21 protein-coding genes are annotated in these 24,365 nt (G+C 64.7%); 12 read left to right on the forward strand and 9 right to left on the reverse strand.

Features of this window, described 5'->3' with window-relative positions; translation table 11 throughout:
* Positions 1–78: 78 nt before the first annotated feature.
* From ACGK9R_RS09460 to ACGK9R_RS09485, 6 genes are all read right to left on the reverse strand, one after another.
* Positions 79–1,080: an adenosine deaminase gene (locus tag ACGK9R_RS09460; RefSeq protein ID WP_394580569.1), complete on the reverse strand. Its 1,002-nt coding sequence runs from the start codon at positions 1,078–1,080 to the stop codon at positions 79–81.
* Positions 1,081–1,116: 36 nt separating this feature from the next.
* Complete coding sequence (cydC, locus tag ACGK9R_RS09465; RefSeq protein WP_394580571.1) at positions 1,117–2,829, reverse strand: thiol reductant ABC exporter subunit CydC; 1,713 nt, start codon at positions 2,827–2,829, stop codon at positions 1,117–1,119.
* On the reverse strand, positions 2,826–4,499 hold the full coding sequence (gene cydD / locus ACGK9R_RS09470; RefSeq protein ID WP_394580573.1) for a thiol reductant ABC exporter subunit CydD: 1,674 nt from the start codon (positions 4,497–4,499) through the stop codon (positions 2,826–2,828). The genes cydC and cydD overlap by 4 nt, the downstream gene beginning before the upstream one ends.
* 4 nt (positions 4,500–4,503) lie before the next feature.
* A complete protein-coding gene (gene cydB, locus ACGK9R_RS09475; protein WP_394580575.1) occupies positions 4,504–5,505 on the reverse strand; it encodes a cytochrome d ubiquinol oxidase subunit II in 1,002 nt (333 codons plus the stop codon).
* A gap of 2 nt (positions 5,506–5,507) precedes the next feature.
* The gene (locus tag ACGK9R_RS09480; RefSeq protein WP_394580577.1) at positions 5,508–6,923 is read right to left on the reverse strand and encodes a cytochrome ubiquinol oxidase subunit I; all 1,416 of its coding nucleotides are present in this window, start codon (positions 6,921–6,923) and stop codon (positions 5,508–5,510) included.
* Between the two features lie 188 nt (positions 6,924–7,111).
* Positions 7,112–8,086: a calcium/sodium antiporter gene (locus ACGK9R_RS09485; RefSeq protein ID WP_394580579.1), complete on the reverse strand. Its 975-nt coding sequence runs from the start codon at positions 8,084–8,086 to the stop codon at positions 7,112–7,114.
* Between the two features lie 208 nt (positions 8,087–8,294).
* Between ACGK9R_RS09485 and ACGK9R_RS09490 the strand changes: the two genes are divergently transcribed.
* From ACGK9R_RS09490 to ACGK9R_RS09525, 8 genes are all read left to right on the forward strand, one after another.
* Complete coding sequence (locus tag ACGK9R_RS09490) at positions 8,295–9,677, forward strand: PqiA/YebS family transporter subunit (protein WP_394580581.1); 1,383 nt, start codon at positions 8,295–8,297, stop codon at positions 9,675–9,677.
* The gene (gene pqiB, locus ACGK9R_RS09495; RefSeq protein WP_394580583.1) at positions 9,670–11,352 is read left to right on the forward strand and encodes an intermembrane transport protein PqiB; all 1,683 of its coding nucleotides are present in this window, start codon (positions 9,670–9,672) and stop codon (positions 11,350–11,352) included. The genes ACGK9R_RS09490 and pqiB overlap by 8 nt, the downstream gene beginning before the upstream one ends.
* Positions 11,353–11,364: 12 nt before the next feature.
* The gene (locus tag ACGK9R_RS09500) at positions 11,365–11,961 is read left to right on the forward strand and encodes a membrane integrity-associated transporter subunit PqiC (RefSeq protein ID WP_394580585.1); all 597 of its coding nucleotides are present in this window, start codon (positions 11,365–11,367) and stop codon (positions 11,959–11,961) included.
* Between the two features lie 203 nt (positions 11,962–12,164).
* A complete protein-coding gene (locus ACGK9R_RS09505) occupies positions 12,165–13,445 on the forward strand; it encodes a DEAD/DEAH box helicase (RefSeq protein ID WP_394580587.1) in 1,281 nt (426 codons plus the stop codon).
* Positions 13,446–13,529: 84 nt separating this feature from the next.
* Positions 13,530–14,033 (forward strand): hypothetical protein, encoded by a 504-nt coding sequence (locus tag ACGK9R_RS09510; protein WP_394580589.1) that lies wholly within the window; start codon positions 13,530–13,532, stop codon positions 14,031–14,033.
* A gap of 4 nt (positions 14,034–14,037) precedes the next feature.
* Positions 14,038–15,258: an MFS transporter gene (locus ACGK9R_RS09515; protein WP_394580591.1), complete on the forward strand. Its 1,221-nt coding sequence runs from the start codon at positions 14,038–14,040 to the stop codon at positions 15,256–15,258.
* Positions 15,255–16,325, forward strand: a complete 1,071-nt coding sequence (locus ACGK9R_RS09520; RefSeq protein ID WP_394580592.1) for an asparaginase — start codon at positions 15,255–15,257, stop codon at positions 16,323–16,325. The genes ACGK9R_RS09515 and ACGK9R_RS09520 overlap by 4 nt, the downstream gene beginning before the upstream one ends.
* 96 nt (positions 16,326–16,421) lie before the next feature.
* Entirely contained in the window at positions 16,422–16,661 is a 240-nt protein-coding gene (locus ACGK9R_RS09525) for a DUF2789 domain-containing protein (protein ID WP_394580594.1), read from the forward strand.
* Here ACGK9R_RS09525 and ACGK9R_RS09530 read toward each other — a convergent pair whose 3' ends face one another.
* Positions 16,662–17,333: a TVP38/TMEM64 family protein gene (locus ACGK9R_RS09530; RefSeq protein ID WP_394580596.1), complete on the reverse strand. Its 672-nt coding sequence runs from the start codon at positions 17,331–17,333 to the stop codon at positions 16,662–16,664. It abuts the gene before it with no gap.
* Positions 17,326–17,742: an SRPBCC family protein gene (locus tag ACGK9R_RS09535; RefSeq protein WP_394580597.1), complete on the reverse strand. Its 417-nt coding sequence runs from the start codon at positions 17,740–17,742 to the stop codon at positions 17,326–17,328. The genes ACGK9R_RS09530 and ACGK9R_RS09535 overlap by 8 nt, the downstream gene beginning before the upstream one ends.
* Positions 17,743–17,936: 194 nt before the next feature.
* On the opposite strand from ACGK9R_RS09535, the gene queC reads away from it, so the two are divergent.
* The 4 genes from queC to ACGK9R_RS09555 are packed head-to-tail and all read left to right on the forward strand — an operon-like array spanning position 17,937 to position 20,440.
* The gene (queC, locus tag ACGK9R_RS09540; RefSeq protein ID WP_394580599.1) at positions 17,937–18,650 is read left to right on the forward strand and encodes a 7-cyano-7-deazaguanine synthase QueC; all 714 of its coding nucleotides are present in this window, start codon (positions 17,937–17,939) and stop codon (positions 18,648–18,650) included.
* Positions 18,637–19,281, forward strand: coding sequence for a 7-carboxy-7-deazaguanine synthase (gene queE, locus ACGK9R_RS09545; protein ID WP_394580601.1), 645 nt, complete (start codon positions 18,637–18,639; stop codon positions 19,279–19,281). The genes queC and queE overlap by 14 nt, the downstream gene beginning before the upstream one ends.
* A complete protein-coding gene (locus tag ACGK9R_RS09550) occupies positions 19,281–20,117 on the forward strand; it encodes a 6-carboxytetrahydropterin synthase (protein ID WP_394580603.1) in 837 nt (278 codons plus the stop codon). Before queE ends, ACGK9R_RS09550 begins: the two co-directional genes overlap by 1 nt.
* A gap of 20 nt (positions 20,118–20,137) precedes the next feature.
* The gene (locus tag ACGK9R_RS09555) at positions 20,138–20,440 is read left to right on the forward strand and encodes a YkgJ family cysteine cluster protein (protein WP_394581110.1); all 303 of its coding nucleotides are present in this window, start codon (positions 20,138–20,140) and stop codon (positions 20,438–20,440) included.
* Positions 20,441–20,446: 6 nt separating this feature from the next.
* On the opposite strand, the gene ACGK9R_RS09560 is transcribed toward ACGK9R_RS09555, so the two are convergent.
* Positions 20,447–24,346 carry an AAA family ATPase gene (locus ACGK9R_RS09560; protein WP_394580605.1) on the reverse strand — a complete coding sequence of 1,300 codons (3,900 nt, stop codon included), beginning with the start codon at positions 24,344–24,346 and terminating at the stop codon, positions 20,447–20,449.
* Positions 24,347–24,365: the final 19 nt, after the last annotated feature.

Below are 24,365 nucleotides of genomic sequence, written 5' to 3' on the forward strand. Positions count from 1 at the left end.
ATCGAAGGGCGCTGCCCGTTCGATGTGGGGCGTATTCTACTCACTTGTGGTTATACGTCAACCCTTTGGCTCACTCTTTTATCGATTCGCCGTTTTCGTCAGGCGCTCGAGCAGCTCGCTGCGACGGGCTTCGTCGATAAACGCCTCTTCCAGAGCATTGCGGTTGAGCGCCTGGAACGTCGACTCCTCCCAACCAAAGGCCTCGTGACAGGCGATATGGTTGGCCAACAGGCCGCCACCGAAATAGGCCGGGTCGTCGGAGCTGATGGTGATCTTGAGACCTTTATCGAGCAGCGCGGGCAGCGGGTGAGACTCGAGCCGGTCGACGACCTTGAGACAGACATTCGACAGCGGGCACACCGTTAGCACTACCTGCTCCTGGCGAAGACGCTCGGTAAGCGCTTCATCTTCAAGACAGCGCACGCCGTGGTCAATACGAACGACGTCAAGCTCGTCCAGCGCCTGGCGAATATAGTCGGCGGGCCCTTCCTCACCGGCATGGGCGACGCCCTTGATACCCGCGTTCCTTGCACGCTCGAACAGTGCCTTGAATTCAATCGGCGGATTATCACGCTCGGCGCTGTCCAGACCAATCGCGTCGAGCCGGGAATGGTAGGGAGCCGCCTGCTCGAAGACCTCGAGCGCCTCCTCGACCGGGCGGTCACGCAGAAACGCCATGATCATGCCCACCGAGAGATCAAGCGACGACTCGGCTTCCCGCTTGGCCTCGAGCAGCCCGGCCATGACCTCCTCGAGCGCCACACCTCTAATGAGATGCGCCTGGGGATCGAAATGCATGTCGATATGCACGACGCCTTCGCTGCGGGCGCGCTTGAAATAGTCGAGGGCCAGATCGAAGAAGTCCTGGCGGGTGCGCAGCACGTTCATGCCCTGGTAGTAGAGATTCAAAAACCCCTGCAGGTCATCGAAGTGATACGCCGCTTTGACCTCGTCAACGCTTGCGTAGTCGAGCTCGATACCGTTGCGTTGGGCCAGCTCGAACATCAGCTCCGGCTCGAGCGAGCCCTCGATGTGCAGATGAAGCTCGGTTTTGGGCAGCGCGCGTAAATACTCTTGCATGATGGTCTCCCTGTGGCCTGCCCGCCCGGGCTCCCTTCAAACAGGGGAAGCCCAGGCGCCTGCAAGCGAGCCGTGATGTAGCGAACGACTATACGTGAGCCCGGGAAACAGCGATACATCATCGGCCTGGTGAACCAGGTAGACCGCCGTTCGACCCTCAAGCCAACGATCGAGCGAGCCGGCGAGATGGCGAGCGGTAACCGCATCGACCCCGGCGAAAGGCTCATCGAGCAGCACGAGCGTCGGGTTGCGCAGAAAAAGCCTTGCCAGCGCTACGCGCCGCGCCTGGCCGCCGGATAGCTGGCGCCCCTTCTCCCCCACTGGCGTTTCAAGCCCCAGAGGCTGGGCGCGCGCCCACTCTGCCAGCGCTACCAGCTCGAGCACCTCCCAGAGCCGTTTATCACTGGCGCTCTCGTCGGCCAGGCGCAAGTTATCGGCCAGGCTCGCATCGAAGAGATCGACCTGTTGAGACAAGAACGCGAAGCGCTCGGCGCGCTGCACCGGCGTAAGCGCAGCGGGCGGCTGGCCCGCTACCGTCACGCATCCTTCGCTCGGCGCCAGCCGTCCCAGCAGCAAATGAGCAAGGGTCGATTTGCCCGCCCCGGAAACGCCGGTGATCGCTACCCGCCCCCCGGCGGGAATCGTCAGCGAAACGCCGCCGAGCGCCGGGGCGAGCATACCCGGATAGCTATAGCCCACACCTTCGAGCGTGACCGGGTCACCGGCAGGCGATTCGGGAAGCCGCGCGGGCGTGGCCTCGGCGCGCTCGGAAGGTGTCAGCCGATTCAAGCGGCAAGCGCTTGCATAGCTTGCGCCGAACTTGATGAACGCAGCGGGAAGCGCGGTATAAAGCTCGCTGGCGCCCAGCACCAGCAGCACCAGCATGATCACAACCGGCGCGGAGACGTCCTCGCCGGCCGCCTGCCCGCCGACCCAAAGCACGCCCACAAGCAGCGCCCCCATTACCCAGGAGACCAGCGCGTTACCCAGCGCCGCCTTGAACGCCAGATAGCGCTGATTGCGCCTTACGCGCGCCTCAAGCCTATCGATTTCGTTCTGGTGCCAGGCCAGCGTGCGGTAGCTTTCGAGCTCCGCGCTGGCCTGAAGCTGGTCCAGCACCCGGTAGCGCAGTGTCTGCTGATCATCCACCTGCTGGTAGCTTTGCCCAAACCCGAGCATTGCAAAGCCGAGCGTCAGCGCAAGCCAGAGCCCACCAAGCACCAGACCCACAGCCAGCGCCAGCATTGGCAGCCACAGGGCAATAAACAGCGTGACGAGTGCAATGGCTAAAAGCGACGCCAGCGGCGGCATGAGTAGGCGCAGATAGAAGTTGTCCAGCGTATCGATATCGGCGGTCAGCCGGCTCAGCCAGTCGCTCGCTCGCCGCCGGCCAAGCGTGGCGGGGTCGAGCTTTGTCAGGTATCCAAACACCTTGAAGCGTAGATCCGCCAGCAGTGTCAGCACCGCGTTATGATTGTGCAGGCGCTCTAGGTAGCGCGCCACGGTGCGCAGCAGCGCAAAAAAGCGGATACCGCCGCCGGGCACGTAGATATCCAGGCTCGACGGCTGCCCCGCCGCCAGCAACAGCCCGGCCAGCGCGCAGGCGGTAATGAACCAGCCGGAGAGCCCCAGCAGCGCAAGGCCGGCCAAAAGCGTTACGAGAACGAGTGCGGCGCCAAGGTAAAACGTCCGGCGTCGCCGGGTGAGTAGAAATAGCCAGGGGCGCAGCGCCCGAACAACGGTTTTCACGGTGACACCTCCTGGACCCGACCACCGTTGAAGCACAGCTGGCGGCCGGCGATCGCCATGACCTGCGGGTGATGGGTGGCGATGACCAGCGTGCGCCCCGCCTCCGCCCAGGCCTTGAGCGCCTTGATCACCAGCGCCTCAGTCGCGGCGTCGAGACTCGACGTCGGCTCATCGAGCAGCACCAGCGGCGCCGGGCTGAGATAGACCCGCGCCAGCGCCAGCCGCTGCGCCTGGCCGCCGGAGAGACCAACCCCGCGCTCCCCCAGCGGCGTCTCGAGCCCCTGGGGCAGCGCGGCCACGAGTTCCCCAAGCCCGGCCTGGTCGAGCGCTGCCAGAAGCGCGCGGTCATCCGCCTCGGGAGCGGCCAGGCGCAGATTCTCCGCCAGGCTGCCTTGAAGCAGGCAAGGGGTTTGATCGAGCCAGGCAATCGCCTCCGGGCGACGGCGAAGCTCGCCGGCCTGGGGCGCCATGAACCCGGCCAGCAGCGCCAGAAACGACGACTTGCCGCTGCCCGACGCCCCGGTCAAGGCGACGATATCGCCGCGCTCGAGGGAGAGCGTCACGCCTTCGAGCACCGGCGCGCCCTGGCCATGAGCCAAACTTATCCGGTCGAGTTCGAAAAGCGCGCGGTCGCTTTCGGGCAGCGCCAGCGCCTCATGGCGAGCGCTACGCTCGTTGAGAATGAACGCCAAACTCTCCGCCGCCCCGAGCGCCGCCGCGCGATCATGATAGTGCTGGGAAAGCGTGCGCAGCGGCTGGAAGAACTCCGGTGCCAGCAGCAGCACGGCCAGCCCGGAAAAGAGCGACAGCGAAGCCGCCGGGCCGAAATCGAGATAGCCCAGAAGCCCGAAGCCCACGTACATCGCCACCACCGCAATGGCCACGGAGGCGAAGAACTCGAGCACCGCAGAAGAAAGAAACGCCAGGCGCAGGGTTTTCATCGAAAGCCGCCGGTACTCGTCGGTGGCGTACCACACGTCCCGGCGCGCCGTGGCGGTACGCCCGAATAGCTGCAGCGTCGCCATGCCGCGTACCCGGTCGACGAAGTGCGCAGAAAGTCGCGAAACCGCGCCGAACTGCTCGCGGTTCATTCGCTCGGCGCCCATACCCACCAGCGCCATGAAAAGCGGAATCAGCGGCGCGGAAAGAAGCAGAAAGATCACCACCACGTAGTCGAGATAGCCGACCACCAGCGCGATCAATAGCGGCAGGATGACCACGATACGAAGCTGAGGATGAAAGCGGGCGAAGTAACCCTCCAGCGCATCGACGTGCTCGACGAGCTGCGTGGCCAACGCCCCGCTCTGTTGGCGGGTGAGCCATGCCGGCCCCAGCGCGGCGAGCTTTTCCAGCAGCGTATGACGCAGACGCTGGCGAAGTCGCAGCGCCGCCTCGAACCCCAGCGCCTCCTGGCCCCACTGAAGCAGCCCGCGCAGCGCGACCAGTACGAAAAGTCCTGCGAAGAGCCCCACAAACATGCCGGGCGGCTGGCCCTGTACCAGCATCTGCTCGGCAAGCCAGGCAACGCCGAGAAGAAGCCCCATCGTACAGATGCCGGCCAGCACTCCGCAGGCCGCCGCACCCATCAGCCGCGGCTTTTGTTCGCGCGCCAGACGCTCTAGCAGCCGGCGCGGCGTCAGTTCTACCGCATCACCGTTTGTACCGCTCATGAACTCAGTGGTACCCCTCGCCCACACGCACCTTGCCGCGGAATACCCAGTAGGTCCAGGCGGTGTAGGTCAGAATGACCGGGATCACGAAGAGCACACCAATGAGCAGAAAGAGCTGGGATTCCGGTGCCGAGGCAGCGTCCCATAGCGTGTAGTCCGGCGGCACGATCACCGGCCACTTGCTGACGATCAACCCAAGGTAAGTGAATACATAAATGCCCACCGTGGCGACGAAGGGCAGGCCTTCACGCCGAGCCTGAACGCTTCTGAACACAACCAGGGCACACAGCAATGCCAGCGCCGGGAAGATCCAGATAAAGCGCAGATGACCGAACCAGCGCTCCCACACCAGAGGATCGATGAACGGTGTCCAGAGGCTGATGATCGCGAATATCACCAGCACACCCGCCAGTAGCATCGGCGTAATCCTGTAGGCCCACTGCTGGATGTAGCCTTCGGACTTCATGATCAGCCAGGTCGAGCCCAGAAGCGCATAGCCAATCATCAGGCCAAGGCCGGTGAGCACCGAAAACGGTGTCAGCCAGTCGAGCGCCCCGCCGGTATAGACGAAGTCTTCGACGGAAAAGCCCTGGATGTAGGCACCGACCACAGCGCCCTGGGCAAACGCCGCCACCGCCGATCCCCAGCAGAACGCCCGATTCCACCAGCGGCGGTTTTTACGCGACTTGAAGCGAAACTCGAAGGCGATACCGCGAAAGATCAGCCCGGCGAGCATCAGAAACACGCCGATATAAAGCGCCGGCAGAAACACCGAATAAACCAGCGGAAAAGCCCCCAAAAGCCCCGCCCCGCCGAGTACCAGCCAGGTTTCGTTGCCGTCCCACACCGGTGCGACGGAGTTCATCATGACATCGCGGGCATCCTCGTCCGGGGCAAAGGGAAAAAGAATGCCCACCCCCAGGTCGAAGCCATCCATCAGCACGTACATGATGACACCAAAGCCAATGATCCCGGCCCAGATGATAGAGAGATCGAACATTTCCATGATTAGCTCCTGACCGGCTCAACGTCATCATCAAAGGGAGTATGCGCGGCGGAAAGCGGCCGCTTGGGACGGTCGGCGTCCGGGTCGACCCTGGCCTGGGCTTCACCGGGCAGCATGCCGTTACGTACCACGCGGGTGAGGTAGTAGATACCGGCGTAGAACACCACGGCGTAGACCAGCACGTAACCGGTCAGCGAGAACAGCGCCATGGGGCCGGTCAGCGAAGGCGTTACGCCTTCGGCGTGGGTCATCATGCCGTAGACGAGCCAGGGCGCACGGCCGGATTCGGTAACGATCCAGCCCGCCAGTACCGCGAGAAAGGGCGTGGCGATCATGCCGACCAGCACTTTCAAGTACAGCGTGTGCTCAAAAACCCGGGCGCGCCGGCGCAGCAGCAGTCCGGCAAAGGCGACGGCGATCATCACAAGGCCCAAGCCGACCATGACGCGAAACGACCAGAACACCAGCGCCACCGGCGGCTGCTCTTCCGGCGGTGCTTCGCTGATGCCGGGAATCTCACCGTCGAGGGAGTGGGTGAGGATGATGCTGGCGAGATTCGGGATACCGATCTCGAAGCGGTTCTCCTGGGCCTGCTGGTCCGGAATCGCGAACAGCAGAAGCGGCACGCTGCCGGAGGTTTCCCAGTGCCCTTCCATCGCTGCCACTTTGGTTGGCTGATGCTCGAGGGTATTGAGGCCGTGGTAATCGCCGATCACCGCCTGGGCGGGGGTGAGCACCATGAGAAGCCACAAACACATCGAAAGCGCCCGGCGGTTGGCCGGCACGTCACGCCCGCGCAGCAAGAACCAGGCGCTGACGCCGGCGACCACGAATCCGCCGGTGATGAACGATGCTACCGCCATGTGCGCGAAGCGGTACGGGAAGGAGGGATTGAAGATCGCCGCGCTCCAGGAGGTGACATGGAAGCGGTTATCGATCAGCTCGACCCCGGCCGGCGTGTGCATCCAGCTGTTGGCGGCGAGAATCCAGAACGCGGAAATGAAGGTACCCACCGCTACCATGACCGCCGCGAAGAGATGCACGCCTTCGGGTACCTTGCCGCGACCAAAGAGCAGAATGCCCAGAAACGCCGCCTCGAGAAAGAACGCCGTGACCACTTCGTAGCTCAGCACCGGCCCGATGAAGTTCGAGGCCGCAAGCGAAAAGTTGCTCCAGTTGGTGCCGAACTGGAAGGACATCACGATGCCCGACACCACACCCATGGCGAACACCACGGCGAAGACCTTCGTCCAGAACAGCGCCAGCCGGTCCCAGGCCGGATTTTCGGTCTTGTAGAAGAGCCCGTGCAGCAGCGCGATATAAGAAGCAAGACCGATGGTGAAGACGGGAAAGATGGTGTGAAAGCACACCACGAACGCGAACTGTATTCGCGAAAGCAGCAGGGGATCGAGTTCCATGACACTCTCCTGAAACCGGGGAAAAGTAGAACGCCCATGGGTAGCAAAAGCCTGGCTATGCCAGGAGGCCGGATACTACGCAGACCAGGCTATTTTTTACTCATGGCATTATCTTACGCCCTCGGCTACAGGGTTACACGGCTTCCCCGACGCCAATTATGTGTCGCAATGACGCACGTCAAGAATGCTCAACTCATCAGTACGATACTTACCATATAGCCGGTGTAGGCGATGAACAGCGTAAACAGCACACCCCCTTCGAGGCGGTTGATACGCCGCGGCCGGCCGCGCCAGGAGAACGCGAACAGCACCATCAAAAGCGTCATCGAGATCATCACGCTCCAGTCGCGCACCAGCACCTCGCGCCCGGCCTCGATCGGCATGATCACCCCGGCAAGCCCTACCACCGCCAGGCTGTTGAACAGATTCGACCCCACCACGTTACCCAGCACCATGTCGTGCTCGCGACGGCGTAGCGCGCTGATCGACGAAGCAAGCTCCGGCAGCGACGTACCCACCGCCACCACGGTCAGGCCGATGATCAGCTCGCTCACACCGAACATCTCGGCGATTTCGACCGCGCCCCACACCAGTAACCTGGAGCTTGCGATCAGAAGCGCCAGCCCGATCAGCGTCCAGGCGATCGACTTGCCGCGCGACATCGGTTTGGCATCGAGGGTTTCGCTCACCTCTTCTTCCAGCGCATCGGCCTGCTGACGGCGCGAGCTCCAGATGCTGTAACCGATAAACAGCACAAGCGCCACCAGAAGAATCAGCGCTTCGAGCCGCGTCACCCAGCCGTCGATGAGCATGTAGCCGGTGAGCATCATCACGATAACCAGTAGCGGCATCTCCTTGCGGATGACGCTCGAGTGCACGGCAAGCGGCGCCATCAGCGCGATGAACCCGAGCACCAGGCCGATATTGGCGATGTTAGAGCCGTAGGCATTGCCCACCGCCAGCCCCGGATTGCCCTGCACCGCCGCCAGTACCGATACCATCATTTCCGGCGCCGAGGTACCAAAGCCGATCACCAGCATGCCGATCAGAAGCGGTGAAAGCCCCAACCACCGCGAGGTGGCCGCGGCCCCATCGATGAATTTTTCCGCGCTCCAGATGAGTAGAACCAGTCCGATCACGACCGCCAGAAGAGCGAGCAGCATGAAGTGTCCTTGTGTGTTGTATCAGTGATTGGGTCAGCAAATCTTTCGCCCGCGTGGGAGAAAGCGTCTGCATCGTTGTCCAAGCGTGGGTAAGCGTCAAGCCTGGAGGGTACAATCCTTGCGTGCCGCGTTTGACAGCCTTTATCGCTCAACGTATTAATCGTGCTAAAAGCCGTGTCACGAGTCACGAATCGCCGAGAGTAACCCATTGCGCTACTACCCGCTCAAAAAGCGCCCCACCCTGACGCTTGCGCCACCCCGTGTCGATATCGAACCGCCGGAAACGCGGCTCACGCGAAGGCGCCTGCGCGCCTGCCACGAATGCGACTGGGTCAGTGCCCTGCCGCCGCTGGGCTCGGGCGAGAAAGCCAGCTGCCCGCGCTGCGGGCATACCCTGGTCAAGCGCCATCGCTACCCGGCCCAGCGCAGCATGGCGCTGGCCGTCTCCGCTTTCATCGCACTGATGGTCGCGGTGTCGTTTCCGTTCGTCAGCTTCAACGTCAGCGGCGTGAGCAATCGCATCGAGCTCTCCCAGACCGCCACCACGCTGATCACGTTCCAACAGCCCCTGGTCGCCATCGCGGTGATCATGACGATTGCCGTGCTGCCGGCGCTTTATCTGATCGGCGTGATGTGGCTTCAGTACGGGCTGCTGCGCGGCCGGCCGATGCCCTTCAGCCGCGACATCGCCCGCTCGCTTTCCCACTTCGTGCCCTGGATGATGGCGGATGTCTTCATCATCGGTGCGCTGGTCAGCCTGATCAAGATCGCGGGTCTTGCCCAGATTTCGCTGGGAATCTCGTTCTGGGCGTTCTGCATTTTCGCCATCCTGCTGCTCAAGACCAGCCAATCCCTGGATGCCGACTGGATGTGGTTTTCGTTGGAAGGCGAGCCGCTGGCGCCGGAAGGTACCCGCACCGCCTGCACCGCCGCCGCCCAGGGCGTGACCGGCTGCCCGACCTGCGGGCTGATCAACCGGCTGCCCAAAGGAGGCAAGGGGCGCTGCACGCGCTGCCACGAAAAACTCCACCTGCGCCTGCCCCATAGCCTGCAGCGCACCTGGGCACTGCTGTTCGCCGCCACCGTGATGTACATTCCGGCCAACGTCTACCCGATCATGACCACGACGAGCCTCGGTTCGAGCTCGCCGTCGACGATCATCGGCGGCGTAGTCCAGCTCATTCAGATGGGCTCCTGGCCGGTGGCGGCGGTCATTTTCATAGCCAGCGTCATCGTACCGGTGGGTAAACTCTTCGCCCTGGCGTGGCTTTGTCTCGTCGCCAGGCGCAGCCACGAGCTGCACGCCCAGAGCCGCACCCGGCTCTACCGGCTGACCGAGTTCATCGGCCGCTGGTCGATGGTCGACGTGTTCGTGGTCGCCATTCTGGTGGCGCTGATTCGCGCGGGATCCTTGATGTCGATTACCCCCGGCCCTGCTGCACTTGCCTTCGGCGCGGTGGTCGTGCTAACCATGCTCGCCGCGATGACCTTCGACCCCCGCCTTTTATGGGATACTCCGCCTCCGCGCCGCGCCAAACGCGGCGGTATGACACGGCTCAAGATAGCGACCAAGGAACCAGTGGATGGCTGACGATTTACCGCAACACGACACGCCCGCGCCCGATGAGAACGATCAGCATCGGGCCAAATCTTCACGCCAGACCCGCCTGTCGCCCATCTGGATCGTACCGATCGTCGCGCTGGTGATCGGCCTGTGGCTGGTTTACGACAACTACACCAGCCGCGGCACGCTGATCACCCTGACCACCAACAACGCCGAAGGCATCGAAGCCGGCAACACCCTGATTCGAAGCCGCAACGTCGAGATCGGCCTGGTACAGAGCGTGCGGCTTTCCGACGACCTTTCTCAAGTCGTGATGACCGCGCGCATTCAGCCGGAGGCCGAGGCGCTGCTGCGTGAAGATAGCCGCTTCTGGGTGGTCAAGCCGCGTATTGGCCGCGAAGGGATCAGCGGGCTCGGCACGGTGCTCTCCGGCGCCTATATACAGCTGCAGCCAGGCCGCTCCGAGGAGCCGCGTCGAGAGTTCGAGCTCAGCGACGTGCCGCCGGTGGCGGTCGCAGGCCAGGCCGGGCTTCAGATCAGCCTGGTCAGCCAGCTGGGCAACTCACTGCGCGTGGGCGACCCGGTGTCGTATCAGGGTTACACCGTTGGCCGGGTCGAGGACAACCGCTTCGACCCGGAGTCGCGCACCATGCAGCATCAGGTCTTCATCGAGGAGCCCTACGCCGATCTGGTCACCGATAGCACCCGCTTCTGGACCTCCAGCGGTATCGATTTTCGCCTCGACGCCAACGGCGTGCGGGTCAACGTGGAGTCGCTCGAAGCGCTGCTGGGCGGCGGCGTCACCTTCGGCGTGCCGGAAGATTTGCCCATGGGCAAGCCGGTAGCCAACAACGCCCGCTTCACGCTCTACGCCGACGAGGACGACGCCCGGGAGGGCACGTTCAACCGCTATCTCGAGTACGTGCTGCTGGTCGACGACACGGTGCGCGGGCTTTCCCGCGGGGCACCGGTGGAGTTTCGCGGCGTGCGCATGGGTAGCGTGGTTGCAGTGCCCTGGAACTTCACCGCGCCGCAGCCCAACTCGCGAGCGCAGTTCGCCATTCCGGTGCTGATCCGTATCGAGCCCCAGCGGCTGGGAATCGAAAGCGAGGATGTCGACCTGGAGGAGTGGGAGGCGCGCTTCAACCGCATGTTCGACCTGGGCCTTCGCGCCTCGCTCAAGAACGGCAACCTGCTGACCGGGGCGCTGTTCGTCGATCTCAACTTCCAGCGTGATCTGGCCGGTGACCATACGCCGGAGCTGTTCGCCGAGCGCACCGTCTTCCCCACCGTCGCCGGTGGCTTCGCCCAGATCCAGGCCCAGGTGACGAGCCTGCTCGACAAGCTCAACGCGCTGGAAGTCGAGCCGCTGCTGGCGGGGCTCGATCGCAATCTGCAGGCGTCCGAAAGCGTGCTCAACGAGGTGCGGGAAGTCAGTACCTCACTCAACGCGATCCTGAGCGACCCGGAGACCCAGGCGCTTGGCGGCAACGTCAATGCCACGCTCGAGGAGCTTCGCACCACGATCGAGGGGCTCTCGCCCTCGTCGCCGGCCTACCAGGATCTGACCTCGGCGATCGAGCGCCTCGATCGCCTGATGCGCGACCTGCAGCCGCTGACCCGCACGCTCAACGAAAACCCGCGGGCGCTGCTTTTTGACAACCTCGACGCGGAAGATCCGATCCCGCGCGCACCTCGGTAAAAGGATGACACCATGCGCCACCGGACGCTGACACTTTTAACCCTTCTGGGGCTGGTCCTGATACTGGGCGGCTGCGCTTCGAGCGTGGAACCGCCCGCGCGTTACACACTGCCCGTAGCGCCGATCACGCCCGCCGCCACGGCCACCGAGCACACCCTCGCCGTGCGCTCGCCCAGGCTCGCTCACTACCTGGACGTCGAGGGTATCGTCATGCAGCTCGACGACATCACGCTCAATGCCGCCCGCCAGCATCAGTGGGCTGAAGAGCTTGGCCGCCAGCTCGAGCGCGGGCTGCGCGGGCGCCTCTCCCGGGAGCTGCCGCTGGTGCAGGTGGTACGCGCCGAAGGCCGCCAGCAGGGCGCGGTGACGCTCGCCGTCGAAGTCGATCAGTTCCAGGGCCGCTTCGATGGCAACGCCGTGGCCAGCGGTCAGTGGCAGCTGCGCGGGGCAAACAACGAGCTGCTCGCCCTGGAAAGCTTCAACGTCGAAACCGAACTCGCCCAGGACGGCTATCCAGCGCTGGTGCGCGCGCTCGGCCAGAGCCTGGATGAGGTGGCCGCCGAGATCGCAAGCGATATCCGCACCGGCGGCTATTTTACCGCGCCTTGACGCCAATCGCGTCGCCGGGCGCCGAACCCGGTGACGCGCTACCGCGGCGTCAAAACGCCACCTTCCATCAAATGCCCCTCGCAGCCGGCGGCGCTATCTGGCAAACTTCGCTGCCGCGTGAGTCCGGCTTGCGCGTATCCCATTCATTTTTAACCCTGGCCCGGCGAGCGTACGCGCTTTCGCCGAGCAATGGCGGAGAACGCATGAGCTTTACCGAACTTGGTCTGCAGGACGATTTACTACGCGCCATTGACGCCCAGGGCTACACTACGCCCACGCCCATTCAGCAAAAGGCTATTCCACTGGTGCTGGCCGGGCGCGATCTTCTGGCCAGCGCCCAGACCGGCACGGGCAAGACCGCGGGCTTCACCCTGCCGCTTCTACAGCGGCTCAATAATGGTACACGCCCCGGCAAGCGTCAGGTGCGCGCACTGGTGCTGACCCCCACCCGCGAGCTTGCCGCTCAGGTCGGCGAAAGCGTGACCGACTACGGCAAGTTCCTGCCGCTCAAATCGCACATCATCTTCGGCGGCGTGGGTCAGAACCCTCAGGTGCAGGCGCTGAAAAACGGCCTTGACGTGCTGATCGCCACCCCCGGGCGGCTGATGGACCTGCAGCAACAGGGCCACGTCGACCTCTCTCGGGTCGAGATTCTGGTGCTCGACGAAGCCGACCGTATGCTCGATATGGGCTTCATCCACGACATCAAGCGCATCCTCAAGCTGCTGCCGCAAAAGCGTCAGAACCTGCTGTTCTCGGCGACCTTCTCCAACGAGATCCAGACGCTCGCCACCCAGCTACTAAACGACCCGGCGCTGGTCGAGGTCGCCCCGCGCAACACCACCGCCGAGAAGATCGAGCAGAGTGTTTACCGCGTGGATCGCGAGAAAAAGCGTGAGCTTCTGGCGCATTTGATCAGTCAGCACGGCTGGTTCCAGGTGCTGGTCTTCACCCGCACCAAGCACGGCGCCAACCGCCTGGCGGAGCAGCTCTCCAAACAGGAGATTCCGGCGATGGCGATCCACGGCAACAAGAGCCAGGGCGCGCGCACCCGAGCGCTGGGCGCGTTCAAGAGCGGCGACCTGCAGGTTCTGGTAGCCACCGACATCGCCGCTCGCGGACTCGATATCGACGAGCTGCCCTTCGTGGTCAATTTCGACCTGCCCAACGTTGCCGAGGATTACGTTCACCGCATCGGGCGTACCGGCCGCGCCGGCAGCAACGGCGAGGCGGTATCGCTGGTGTGTGTCGACGAGCACGCGCTGTTGGCCGGCATCGAGAAACTGATCAAGCAAACGCTGCCGAAAAAGATCGAGCCGGGCTTCGAGCCCGACCCCAACGCCAAGCCGCAGCCGATCGAGAACGGCCGCCGCGGTCAGCGCAAACCCGGCGGCGGTGGTCGCGGCCAGGGGCAGCGTCAGGGCCAGGGGCAGCGCCAGGGCGAGCGCTCGGACAAGGCGCCGCGTCGGCGCGCTCGCCGCTAGCGCGCTCGCTGCGAATATGCGAAGGTTGTCCGCTTTCAGACACCCGCCTTCAGGCCCCTGGCCGAACCCGTTCATGGAGTGATTATGGCGTCATCGCAACTGATCAACGACTACCGCCGGTGGTTGACCTTTCAGCGCCAGGAGCAGCTGAGCCGCGAACACCAGGGCGTCACCCAACGCCTGGAGGATGCGAAGGTCACCCCCAACCAGGTGATTCAGGCGTATCGCAGCATGGCAGAGAAAGCCTCCTCCGAGGGCGCCTGCTACCGCACGCTGTTTCTGCGTGAAAGCAGCGAAGAGGCGGCGCTGGTGTGCGAAGGGTGGCTGTTCATTCGCCGCGTGCTGAGCGAAGGCAACACCACCCGCGTGCGCGCCACGCTGCTGGAAACCTTCACCCTCGAGGAGGGCGTCATCGAGCCCGGCAACAAGCCCGCGCGCAAGGTCACCCTCGAGATCTTCGAGAAACTCGATATCAATAGGGCCATGCGCACCGACGTACGCGTCGATTGCCTCGAGGATTCGAAGGATTACCACTTCATTACCCTGATGGACGTCGCTCGCGGCGATCTTCGCCGCCACCTGAAGTAGTCCCATGACTTTGAAACGCAGCGCGACTTTCATCGCCCTGATGTTCGTGGTCGGGCTCAACTTGCGCCCTGCGCTTTCGTCGGTGGCCCCGCTTCTTACCCGCCTGCAGGAAAACGCCGGGCTCAGCCCGGCGGCGGCGGGGCTTCTGACCACCCTGCCGGTGCTGTTTCTGGGCATGGCGGCGCCACTGGCGCCGCTGCTCGCACGCCGGCTGGGTAGCGAGCGCGCCCTCAGTGCCGCCCTTCTACTGCTGACCGCGGCCCTTCTGCTACGCCCGCTTCCCGGTGCGCTGTTTATCACTACCGCGCTTGCCGGCGCGGCGATCGGTCTGGCCGGTACGCTGCTGCCGGGGCTGGTCAAGCGCGAACTTCCCGAAAGCGCGGATCTTCTGACCGGGCTCTACACCATGGCGCTCTGCTTTGGCGGTGCGCTCGGCGCGGGGCTCTCGGTGCCCATGGCCAACGCCTTCGGCGGCTGGCAGACGAGTCTCGCCAGTTGGGGGCTTCTGGCGCTGGTATCGCTTCTGCTTTGGGCGACGCTTGCGCCCAAACCGACCGCGAGCGCCGGGGCCAGCGTGTCCGGTGCGTCACTTGGCGCGCTTTTGCGCCAGCCGCTGACCTGGCAGGTGATGCTCTACATGGGCCTGCAATCCTCCATGGCCTATATCGTCTTTGGCTGGCTGCCGACGCTGTTGATCCATCGTGGCTACGGCGAGAGCGAGGCCGGCTTTATCATGGCGGTGTCGATCGTGTGCCAACTCGGTTCGGCGCTGTGTGCCCCCTGGCTTGCGCGGCTGGGCCGCGATCAGCGCCCGGCGCTGCTCACCATGCTGGGTGCCACCGCGCTCGGGCTCTATCTTCTGATGATCGCGCCGCTTGGCTTTCGCTGGCTGGGGGCGCTGTCGCTGGGGATCGGTCAGGGCGGCTGCTTCAGCCTGGCGCTGAGCCTTCTGGTGCTGCGCACCGCCAATGCCGGGCTTGCGGGCAAGCTCTCGGGGCTGGTGCAGGGTGGCGGCTACACCATCGCCGCGCTCGGCCCGTTCGGCGTCGGTCTGTTGCTGCAGGTGGGGGCACGCATCGACCATATCGCCTGGCTGCTGCTGGCGCTGATTGGCATCTGCTGCGTGTTTGCCCACCTGGCCGGGCGCGACCGAATCCTGGACGACGCCGGCGGCACGCTTCGCATTACGCCTTCAGCTTATACGCCTACCAGGGAAGGACCATGAAAAAGTCTCCCCAACTGCGCGACGCCGCCCGGCGCTGCGAGCGCCTGCTGGTGATCTACACCGGCGGCACGATCGGCATGCAAGGTGGCGACGCGGGCCTGGCCCCCGGTGAGGATTTCCCGATGCGGCTCGCCCGCGCGCTCGAAGGCCTGCCGGCCTCGATTCAGAGCGCGCTGCCGGCCTTCGAGATCGAAAGCCTTGAACCCTTGATCGACTCGAGTGCGGCCACGCCGCTGACCTGGCAGCGCATCGGCGCGCTGATCGCCGAGCGCTTCGACGCCTACAAGGGTTTCGTCGTGCTGCACGGCACCGACACGCTCGCCTTCAGCGCGGCAAGCCTTGCTTACCAGCTTCAGGGTCTCGACCGCCCGGTAGTGGTCACCGGCGCCATGCAGCCGCTCGAAGCGCCAGGCAGTGACGCACTCGACAATGTCGTCGGGGCGCTGCGCTTTGCCGCCAGCGAAACGCTCAAGGAGGTCGCGGTCCATTTCGCCGGGCGCCTCTATCGCGGCACGCGCGTGGTCAAGCGCCACAGCGAAGCGCCGGACGCCTTCGAGAGCCCCAACTATCCGCTGCTCGGCGAGCGCGTGGGCAGCGATTTCGTCGAGTACCCGGCCCGCGGGCTGGGCGCTACCCAGCGCGGCGCTCCGCGCTTCGAGCTTGCCAGTTACGCCGGCCTCGCCCAGGGCGAGGTGATTCGCCTGGCGCTCTGGCCCGGCATCAGCGCCTGGCAGCTCGAGGCTCTTTTGGGCGACGTTCGAGTAAAGGGCGCGCTACTGCAGCTCTGGGGAGCGGGTAATCTGCCCGACGACCCAGAACTTCTCGAGGTACTGGCCGGCGTCTGCGGTGAGGGCAAGCTGATTGCCGCCATCAGCCTGTGCCCGGCGGGAAGCGCGCATTTTGGCGCCTACGCGGCGGGCTCTGGCCTCGAGCAGGCAGGGGTACTTTCCGGCGCGGACATGACGCCGGAGGCCGCACTTGCCAAACTCGTGCACTTACTGGCCCAGCCGCTTTCCGAGGCCGACCGTCGCCAGCGCTTTCTCACGCCGCTGGTCGGCGAGCGCTGAGCTGGCGCCTCACGATATTCCGGCTATGGTTAACAACATGCGTTACTATGGCGAGGATAGCATCGCCAACGACTCACCAGGGAAAGGAAGAGAGAGATGGAACAACCCGTACACCAATTCAGCGATCTTTTCGAACAGCTCGGGCTCGATTCGGACAAGGCCTCGATCGAGGCGTTCATCGATAAAAACGGCCCGCTGCCGGACACCATGCCGATCGCCGAAGCGCCCTGCTGGAACGACTCCCAGGCGGCTTTTTTGCGTGAAGCCATCATCGAGGACGCGGACTGGGCGGAAGTGGTCGGCCATCTCGACGCCGCGATGCACCAGCCGCGCTAGTTAACCTTGATGACCGCGCGCCGCATCCACGCGGCGCCGGTACCACGCCCCTACCAGCAATAGACCCGCCAGCGCCAGAAGCGGCAGCAGAACGTCGAACTGCAGCGGGTCATCCTCCTCGATCGCTTCCAGCGCTCCGTGTATGGCGCTGCTGTAGACGCCCCACTTGATCGAAAGGCCCAGCGTCGCCGCCAACAAATAGGGCTTTAGCGGAAGCCGTGTGAGGCCAGCGGCGTAGTTGATCACCGAATGCGGAAAGCCCGGCAGTATGCGCAGCGCACACTGGGTGAGAAGATCGCTTCGCCGCTCGAGCCGAGCCATCACCTTCGCGGTCAGCCCGCCCGGCTCGATGCGGCTGTGAAAGCGCGCCGCAAGAAGATAAGCGCCCCAGGCCCCAGCTACGCTGCCAAGCGTGAGCATGAGCGTGGCCGCCACCGGCGTATAGAACGGGGCGATCAACCACAGGCCGATACTGCCGGGAAGCCCGATCGCGAGCGTCACCGCCATGACGAGGATGACCCCCAGAATCACCGCCGGATGGTGGGACATGGCCGAGGCCCACTGTTTGAACGCCGAGAGATTGGGCGAGTGCCAGAGCCAGACATAGCCAAGCATCGCCATCAGCGCAAAGAGCGCTACCCACCGCCAGCTTACATGCCGGGGTCTAGCCATTGAGCCGGGCTTCGACGCGATCGAGAATCTGCCGACTGACCTTGCCGACCATGGGTTGGGCGGCTTTATTGACGGCTTTCTCCATCAGCCGGTTGCGGATGTCGTAGGTCAGCGTCAGCGACACCCGTGTGCCCTCTTCCACCGGCTCGAGCCGGTAGCGCCCCTGATTCTTGACGCCGTCCAGCGACTCCCAGGCGAGCGTGTGCGGTGGATCGATTTCGGTCACGGCGACATCGAAGGCCCACTCCATGCCGACCGCGCGTACGTGCCAGCGGTAGCGGTTGTCGCCAAGCGTCTCGATCGAGTCGATCATATCGGAGTAGTCGGAAAAGTCCTCTACCCGGCGCAGCAGGTCGAATACGCGCTCCGGGGCGGCGTGGACGATTTCACTATGTTCTATGGTCGCCATGAATACGTCTCTTGAGGCTGTATGAACCAGCTTAGCATGACCCTTGCGGCGCACCTACCGCGCCTTGAAGGCGCATTCAAACGCACGGCTAGCCAAGCGCGCGGTCAATGCGTACACTGCCAGCCGTTCCGGACCGGACCCCGGATCTCTGCCCGATGGGCACTCAATAAATTCTCCGGCCAGCGAGTATCTGCATGCCCCTTTCCAACCCCTCTGTTTCCTCCACCGTAGTGATCTACTCCGGCGGCATGGACTCCTTTACCGTGTTACACCGCGCGCTCGAAGAAGGCCTTGAGGTTCACGCGCTCTCCTTCAATTACGGCCAGCGCCACCGCCGAGAGCTCGATACCGCCCGCCATGTGTGCGCAAAGCTCAATATCCCCCACCAGGTGGTGGACATCCGCGCGATTCACGGGCTGATCGACAACTCGGCGCTGACCGATGCCAGCGCCGCGATGCCCGACGCCGAGTACGCCGAGGAGAACCTGCAGGCCACGGTGGTCCCCAACCGCAACATGATCCTGTTGTCGCTGGCGATTGCCAAGGCGGTCAATATCGGCGCCGGGCGCGTCGACTACGGCGCCCACGGCGGCGACCACGTGCTCTACCCGGACTGCCGACCGGAATTCGTCGAGGCGATGCGCCACGCCGCCGCTATTGCCAATTTCGAGCCGGTCGAGGTGCACGCGCCTTATCTTGAGGCGACCAAGGCCGAGATCCTGCGCGAGGGCTTGGCGATGGGGCTCGATTACCGCGACACCTGGACCTGCTACGAGGGCCGCGAGCTCGCCTGCGGGCGCTGCGGCAGCTGTCGCGAACGGCTGGCCGCCTTCGCCGCAAACGGCGTGGCGGACCCGCTCGAGTACGAAACCGCCAGCGCCCCGGAGGCCGCCGATGTATCACGTTAAGGAGGCCTTCTACACCCTGCAGGGCGAAGGCGCTCAGGCCGGCCGCGCCAGCGTGTTTTGCCGCTTCACCGGTTGCAACCTCTGGTCCGGGCTCGAAAAGGATCGCGCCGGGGCGCGCTGCACTTTTTGCGACACCGACTTCATCGGCGTCGATGGTGAAGGCGGCGGCCGCTTCGACAGCGCCGAGGCACTTGGCGCCCACATAAAGGCGCTCTGGCCCGACGCGGCAAAAAACGCGGTGCCCTACGTGGTGTTTACCGGCGGCGAGCCGCTTTTACAGCTCGACCCGGCGCTGATCAAAGCAATCAAGGCAGAGGGTTTCGAAATCGGCGTGGAGACCAACGGCACCGTCAGCGTGCCGGACGGCATCGACTGGCTCTGCGTCAGCCCCAAGGGCGCCAACGCCCTCAAGGCGCTGGAAGGCGACGAACTCAAGCTCGTCTACCCCCAGTGTGATGCGGCGCCGGAGCGCTTCGAGACGCTCGGCTTTCGCCACTTCTTTTTGCAGCCGATGGACCAGGGCGGCGCCGAGCAGAACCAGGCGCGGGTCGCGGCCACCACCGCCTACTGCATGAAGCATCCTCAGTGGCGGCTGTCGCTGCAAACCCACAAGATCGCGGGGTTCGCCTGATGGCTCTTTTCGTAAAGCAGTTGAGTCATATCGACGTCTCGCTCTGGTGCCCACAGAGGGGGCTGGTCGGCGCCAGCTGGCAGGTCGACGCCTGCCTCGAGGGTGAGCTTGGCGAGGACGGCATGCTGTTCGACTTCGGCCGGGTCAAGCCCTTCATCAAGAAGAGCCTCGACGCCGGGGTCGACCATACCCTGCTGATGCCCACCCGCGCGGTGGGCGTCAGCATTGAGGAGTGCGTTGAGGGCCTGTGCATTCGCACCACCGCGCCCTACCCCATCGAGGTGCGCGGCCCGGCGCGCGCGTTCACGCTGGTCGACGTCGAGCACATCGAGCCCGCCGCGCTCGCCGTGTCCCTTGGCGAGGAGCTGACCCGCACCTGCCCGGAAAACGTCGAACGCGTCAGCCTAACGCTTTCTAATGAGGTGATTGACGGAGCGGCCTACGGCTATAGCCACGGGCTCAAACGCCACGACGGCAACTGCCAGCGCATCGCCCACGGCCACCGCTCGCGCCTTGAAATCCTTCAGCACGGTGAGCGCCAGCCGGCGCTCGAGGCGCGCTGGGCGGCGTGGCTCGACAACCGCTACCTGCTCGAGCGTGCCGATATCGTCTACCAGGACGAGCAAACGCTTGCGTGTCGCTACGAGGCCGGTGAAGGCCGCTTCGCGCTGAGCCTGCCGCTTGAGCGCTGCGCGGTGCTGGACACCCCCACTACGGTCGAGAACATCGCCCGCTGGCTCGCCGAGCGGATTGCGCGGGAGACGCAAACGCCAACCCGGGTAAACGCCTTCGAGGGCTTCAACAAGGGCGCCACCGCCGAAAGCGGGGGCGCCTGAGCGTGGCGGAACTGATCGCGATGGAAAACGGCGGGGGAAGAAGTGTTGCTGGCGAGGGCGGCACTCTCGCCAACGGCGGCTGCCGCGCCGGCTGCGGGGCGTGCTGCATCGCGCCGTCGATCAGCTCGGCGATTCCCGGCATGCCTGGCGGCAAGCCCGCCGGGCAGCGCTGCGTTCAGCTCGATAACGACAATCTCTGCCGGCTCTTTGGCGACCCGCGCCGCCCGGCGGTGTGCGCGCGGTTCGACTACGACCGCGACGTATGCGGCGAGCGTCGCGAGCAGGCGCTGGCGACGCTCACCTGGCTCGAAGCCAACACCTGAGCCCGATCAGCTCTCCATACCCGCCGGCTGGGGCAGCCGGCGCTCGAGCAGATTGACCCAGCGTACCAGCACCGGTGCGTCGCTATGGCTAACTCTCATCAGCCGCTCGCGAAACAGCTCGCGCGCTTTCTTGTCCTCCGGCGCGACGTGGGTCAGCCAGAACTCGAGCGCGCCGAGCTCGTGGTGGTAGTTGCCCTGCTCCCGCGCGTGGTCGATGGCAAGCTCCGCCAGCGCGCTGACCTCGCTCTTCGAGTAACCCTGAAGATGGCGCACCCGGGCAAGCTGGGTGGCGATCTCGGGCAGAAACAGCGTGCTGCGCTCCCGGGCGATCGTCAGGCACTGATCCAGATACTCCTCGGCGGCGGCCAGTTCGCCAAGCTCGATACAGGCGTCGGCGTACCACAGAATCGGGCGCTGAAAGCGGTCGCGGCCGTTGAGCTCTGCACGCTGATCGAGACTTTCCTTGATTTTGACCAGACCCGCCGGGTCACCGCTCAGCGCCTGCTGCCATCCAAGCACTCCCTGCGCGGAGACCTGCCAAAGCTGTAGATCCGGCGTGGCGGTCATCGCCGCGGCGCGCTCGGCGTGGCGGGCGGCCAGGTGCACGTGGCCCAGCTGGCGATAAAGCGCCGTGGCAAACATCAAGGCGATCGCCAGCGTCCCCGGGTGGCCGATTTTCTCGGCCAGTCGAATCGCCGCGGCGATCTGGCGCTCGGCGCGCTGGTAGTCGCCGCGCAGGCACAGCGTCCAGCCCTGAAAGCAGACCGCGCTTACCTGGGGGTGATCCGAGAACGGCAGCCATTCGATCATCATCGGCGCGTTGAGCGGGTCGAGCTCGTTGAAATGATCGAACGCCTGGGCGATGCGTCCGGCCCAGTACTCGCACTGCGCTCTGGCGTAGTCGGCAAGCCTGGCGTAGCGCGGATCCTCCAGCCGCTTGGCGATCGAGGAGAGCGTTGCCGCCAGCGCGAAGGCGTCGGCGTGAGCGTAACGCTGGCTGCGGCTGAGCCACAGCCCCCACTTGACCAGGAAGATCTGCTCCAGATCCTCCTCGTCATCGGTGTGGTCGCTGCCATAGGCGCGCAGAAGCTCGCGGGCGCTGACGAAGCACTCGTGCGCGGTGGGCGAGCCGTGGCCCTCCAGCGCAAAGGCGGCCTGGCCCTTGACGGTCAGAAGGCTCACTTCGCGCTCGACGTGTTCGTCGATATCGCTCAAGCAGCGCAGGCCCCGATCCGCCATTCTCAGCGCGGTACGGTTGGCGCTGACCTTGAGCGCCTCGCGCGCGGCAAGCTCGAAGTAGCGCGCAGCGCGGGCAAAATGGCCGCTGCGGCGCAGATGATTGGCGAAATCACCCGGGTGGCGGCTGATCCACATCGGAAAGCGCTCTTCGATCAGCGTGACGACCTGCTGATGGAGCACGCCGCGCACATCCGCAGGGCACGACTGATATGCCGCTTCGTGCAGAAGCTGATGACAGAACTGATACTCGGCCTCGGCGCCGGGCTGCTCGAAGGGCTCGATGATTTCGAGTTTGCGCATGTGCTCGAGCGCCCGAGAGAGCCGCCCCTTGTCGACCTGGCTTGCCTCGAGCAGCATATCGAAGCGAAAACGCCGGCCGAGCACCGCCGCCACGTGGGCGATTTCGCGGTCGCGCTCGAGCTGATCCACCCGGCTGGTCAAGAGGCCCAGAAGCCCGCGGGGCAGCTCGCTGAACTGCACGCTGCGCCCTTCGCGGCGGTCCATGTCCAGCCGCCGGCAGATCTCCTGTAAGTAAAGCGGCACGCCGTCGCAGCGCTCGACGATCTGATTCTTGAGCCGGGGGCTGATATGCACCTGGTAGCGGCTGGCGAGCTGGGTCAGAAGCCGCGCCGACTGGCCGGGGTCGAGCTTACCAAGCACGATCTGCTGATCCCAATGCAGCTTGACCGGAAGCGACTCGCGCCCGTGGTGGCTCGCTACCAGCATGAAGGCGGTATTGATCGCAAGCCTCGCCTGCAGGCCGGTCAGTACCTTGAAGGAGGGCTCATCGAGCCACTGAAGATCGTCGATCATCAGCAGCAGCGTGCGCCCCTGAGACTCGCGCTCGATCAGCCGGTGCAAGAGCCTGGCCACCAGCTCCACGGCCTCGCCGTTCTGGGTGAGCCTTGCAAGGTCATCGACCTCACGCACGCCGAGCGCCTGTTCGAGCAGCTGCTGGCGTTCGGCGTCGAGCGTGGGGAACTCGAGGGTGCGTAAAAGCGCGTGCAGCGCCTCGAGATCGCAAGGCTTCTGGCAGTGCCAAGCGAGCAACTGACGGGCGACGCCGTAGGGCTCGAGCACCGAAAGCCGGGTGGTGGGAAGCCAACATACCGCTGCGTCGCGGCTCAGTTCGAGCTGGCGAAAGCCGACCATCAGCGCCGACTTGCCCATGCCGGTGCCGCCGCGCACCAGTATGCTCTGGCGCAGCCCGATACTCGCTCGGGCCTGGCCGTCGCGCAGCGTTCTCAGCGCGGTTTCGCGGCCGATGAGACTCGGCGGCAGCGCATCGCGCCCACCCTCGTTCTGACCCAGCACCAGCGCGCGCAGGCGAATGCGGCCATCGCTTGCCACCAGCCGCGAGGAGAGCCTGGGCTGCAAATCGAGCGCCGGCGGCATGTGCTGGCTCGCCTGCTGGGAGATCACCAGTTCGCTGCCTTCGGCGGCGCTCATCAGCTCGAGCGAGAGCTGAGTCACCTGCCCCAGGGGGTCGGCGAGCTGACGCTCGGGAAGATACACCACCCGGCCGCTGTTGAGCCCGGCGGTCAGCTCGAAGCTCGGCGGAGCCTGATCGATGCTCCAGCGCCGCTCGATCTCCTGGGGCAGCGCCTGGCGACAGTGCTCGTACAGCGCGACCAGCTCGGCGAGCTGGTGGGCGGGGCCGTGGGTACCGAAGCAGGCAAGCCCTACGCCGCCGGTCGCACCGGGCAGCCAGAAGCCGCCCAGGTGATGACACTGCTGTTCGAGCCAGCGCAGAAGTTCCAGCTGTAGCGTCAGGCAGTGGCGCATGGCGCCGCGCTCCTGCCAATCGCCCTTGAGCGTTAGCCGAATGGCCATCACCGATAGCTGTCTGAGCTCGATTTCGTCATCGCGAAGCGGCTTGCTGTCGGCGGCCAGCGCCCGTGAGTAGGCGCCCTGGGGGCTCACCAGCTGGGCATCACTCTGACCATCGGACCAGTAGCTTGCCAGTTGCAGAAAGCCGGGCTCCGGCTGCTGGCCGGAGAGCGCGAGCAGCTGCAGGTAGCTCTGGTACTGTTCGTGGGCGGCGGCCATGTGGTTGCTTTCCGCCAGCTGGCGCACCAGCCGCTCGTGAAACGGGCCGTAGCCGGAGAAGCTGCTGACCAGCTCCTCGATCACCGAATCCGGTACATCGCTTTGGGTATCGAGCACCTGCTCGGCAAAGCGAATCACGCGCTGGCGCCACTCGTTTCGCACCTGCACCAGCCAGCGCTGAAACTCGCTGCAGTTGGCAAGCTGTAGCTCCTCGACCAGGTCGCCTCGGTAGCAGCTCATCACCGCCTCGAGTGTAGCGAGATCCGGCGGGCCTTCGAGCAGCGTTTGCAGTTCATGCAGGTCGACCTGCCAGTGTGGCGGCAAATCAAACGCGATGGTCTGGCGCGAAACGTTGAGCACCGTGTCGGCGTTGTCGCCAAGCGAGTGGCGCAGACAGTGCAGCGCGTGGCGCAGGTTGGTACGCCCGGAGGAGAGCCCCTGGTCGGGCCAGAGCAGCTCGGCTAGCGCGGCGCGATTGACCGGCTGACGATGCAACAGCAGATAGACCAGGAGCGCCTTGACCTTGTCGTAGCTGAAATGGGTCAGCACGCCCTCTTCAAGCGAAAGGGAGAAGTGGCCAAAAAGGGTCAGCTTGTCGATCTGTTGGGCATCGCGCATGAAGACTCATCCTGCCTGG

This window comes from Halomonas sp. HNIBRBA4712, from assembly GCF_043558675.1.
In the GTDB taxonomy this organism is placed as follows: domain Bacteria; phylum Pseudomonadota; class Gammaproteobacteria; order Pseudomonadales; family Halomonadaceae; genus Vreelandella.

Coding starts and splice junctions, on each gene's coding strand:
- queC (WP_394580599.1), top strand. CDS start 17,937: ATGCCCCTTTCCAACCCCTCTGTTTCCTCCACCGTAGTGATCTACTCC.
- ACGK9R_RS09460 (WP_394580569.1), bottom strand. CDS start 1,080: ATGCAAGAGTATTTACGCGCGCTGCCCAAAACCGAGCTTCATCTGCAC.
- queE (WP_394580601.1), top strand. CDS start 18,637: ATGTATCACGTTAAGGAGGCCTTCTACACCCTGCAGGGCGAAGGCGCT.
- ACGK9R_RS09515 (WP_394580591.1), top strand. CDS start 14,038: ATGACTTTGAAACGCAGCGCGACTTTCATCGCCCTGATGTTCGTGGTC.
- ACGK9R_RS09555 (WP_394581110.1), top strand. CDS start 20,138: ATGGAAAACGGCGGGGGAAGAAGTGTTGCTGGCGAGGGCGGCACTCTC.
- ACGK9R_RS09535 (WP_394580597.1), bottom strand. CDS start 17,742: ATGGCGACCATAGAACATAGTGAAATCGTCCACGCCGCCCCGGAGCGC.
- ACGK9R_RS09485 (WP_394580579.1), bottom strand. CDS start 8,086: ATGCTGCTCGCTCTTCTGGCGGTCGTGATCGGACTGGTTCTACTCATC.
- cydD (WP_394580573.1), bottom strand. CDS start 4,499: ATGAGCGGTACAAACGGTGATGCGGTAGAACTGACGCCGCGCCGGCTG.
- ACGK9R_RS09530 (WP_394580596.1), bottom strand. CDS start 17,333: ATGGCTAGACCCCGGCATGTAAGCTGGCGGTGGGTAGCGCTCTTTGCG.
- ACGK9R_RS09550 (WP_394580603.1), top strand. CDS start 19,281: ATGGCTCTTTTCGTAAAGCAGTTGAGTCATATCGACGTCTCGCTCTGG.
- ACGK9R_RS09510 (WP_394580589.1), top strand. CDS start 13,530: ATGGCGTCATCGCAACTGATCAACGACTACCGCCGGTGGTTGACCTTT.
- pqiB (WP_394580583.1), top strand. CDS start 9,670: ATGGCTGACGATTTACCGCAACACGACACGCCCGCGCCCGATGAGAAC.
- ACGK9R_RS09525 (WP_394580594.1), top strand. CDS start 16,422: ATGGAACAACCCGTACACCAATTCAGCGATCTTTTCGAACAGCTCGGG.
- ACGK9R_RS09520 (WP_394580592.1), top strand. CDS start 15,255: ATGAAAAAGTCTCCCCAACTGCGCGACGCCGCCCGGCGCTGCGAGCGC.
- cydB (WP_394580575.1), bottom strand. CDS start 5,505: ATGGAAATGTTCGATCTCTCTATCATCTGGGCCGGGATCATTGGCTTT.
- ACGK9R_RS09505 (WP_394580587.1), top strand. CDS start 12,165: ATGAGCTTTACCGAACTTGGTCTGCAGGACGATTTACTACGCGCCATT.
- ACGK9R_RS09480 (WP_394580577.1), bottom strand. CDS start 6,923: ATGGAACTCGATCCCCTGCTGCTTTCGCGAATACAGTTCGCGTTCGTG.
- ACGK9R_RS09500 (WP_394580585.1), top strand. CDS start 11,365: ATGCGCCACCGGACGCTGACACTTTTAACCCTTCTGGGGCTGGTCCTG.
- ACGK9R_RS09560 (WP_394580605.1), bottom strand. CDS start 24,346: ATGCGCGATGCCCAACAGATCGACAAGCTGACCCTTTTTGGCCACTTC.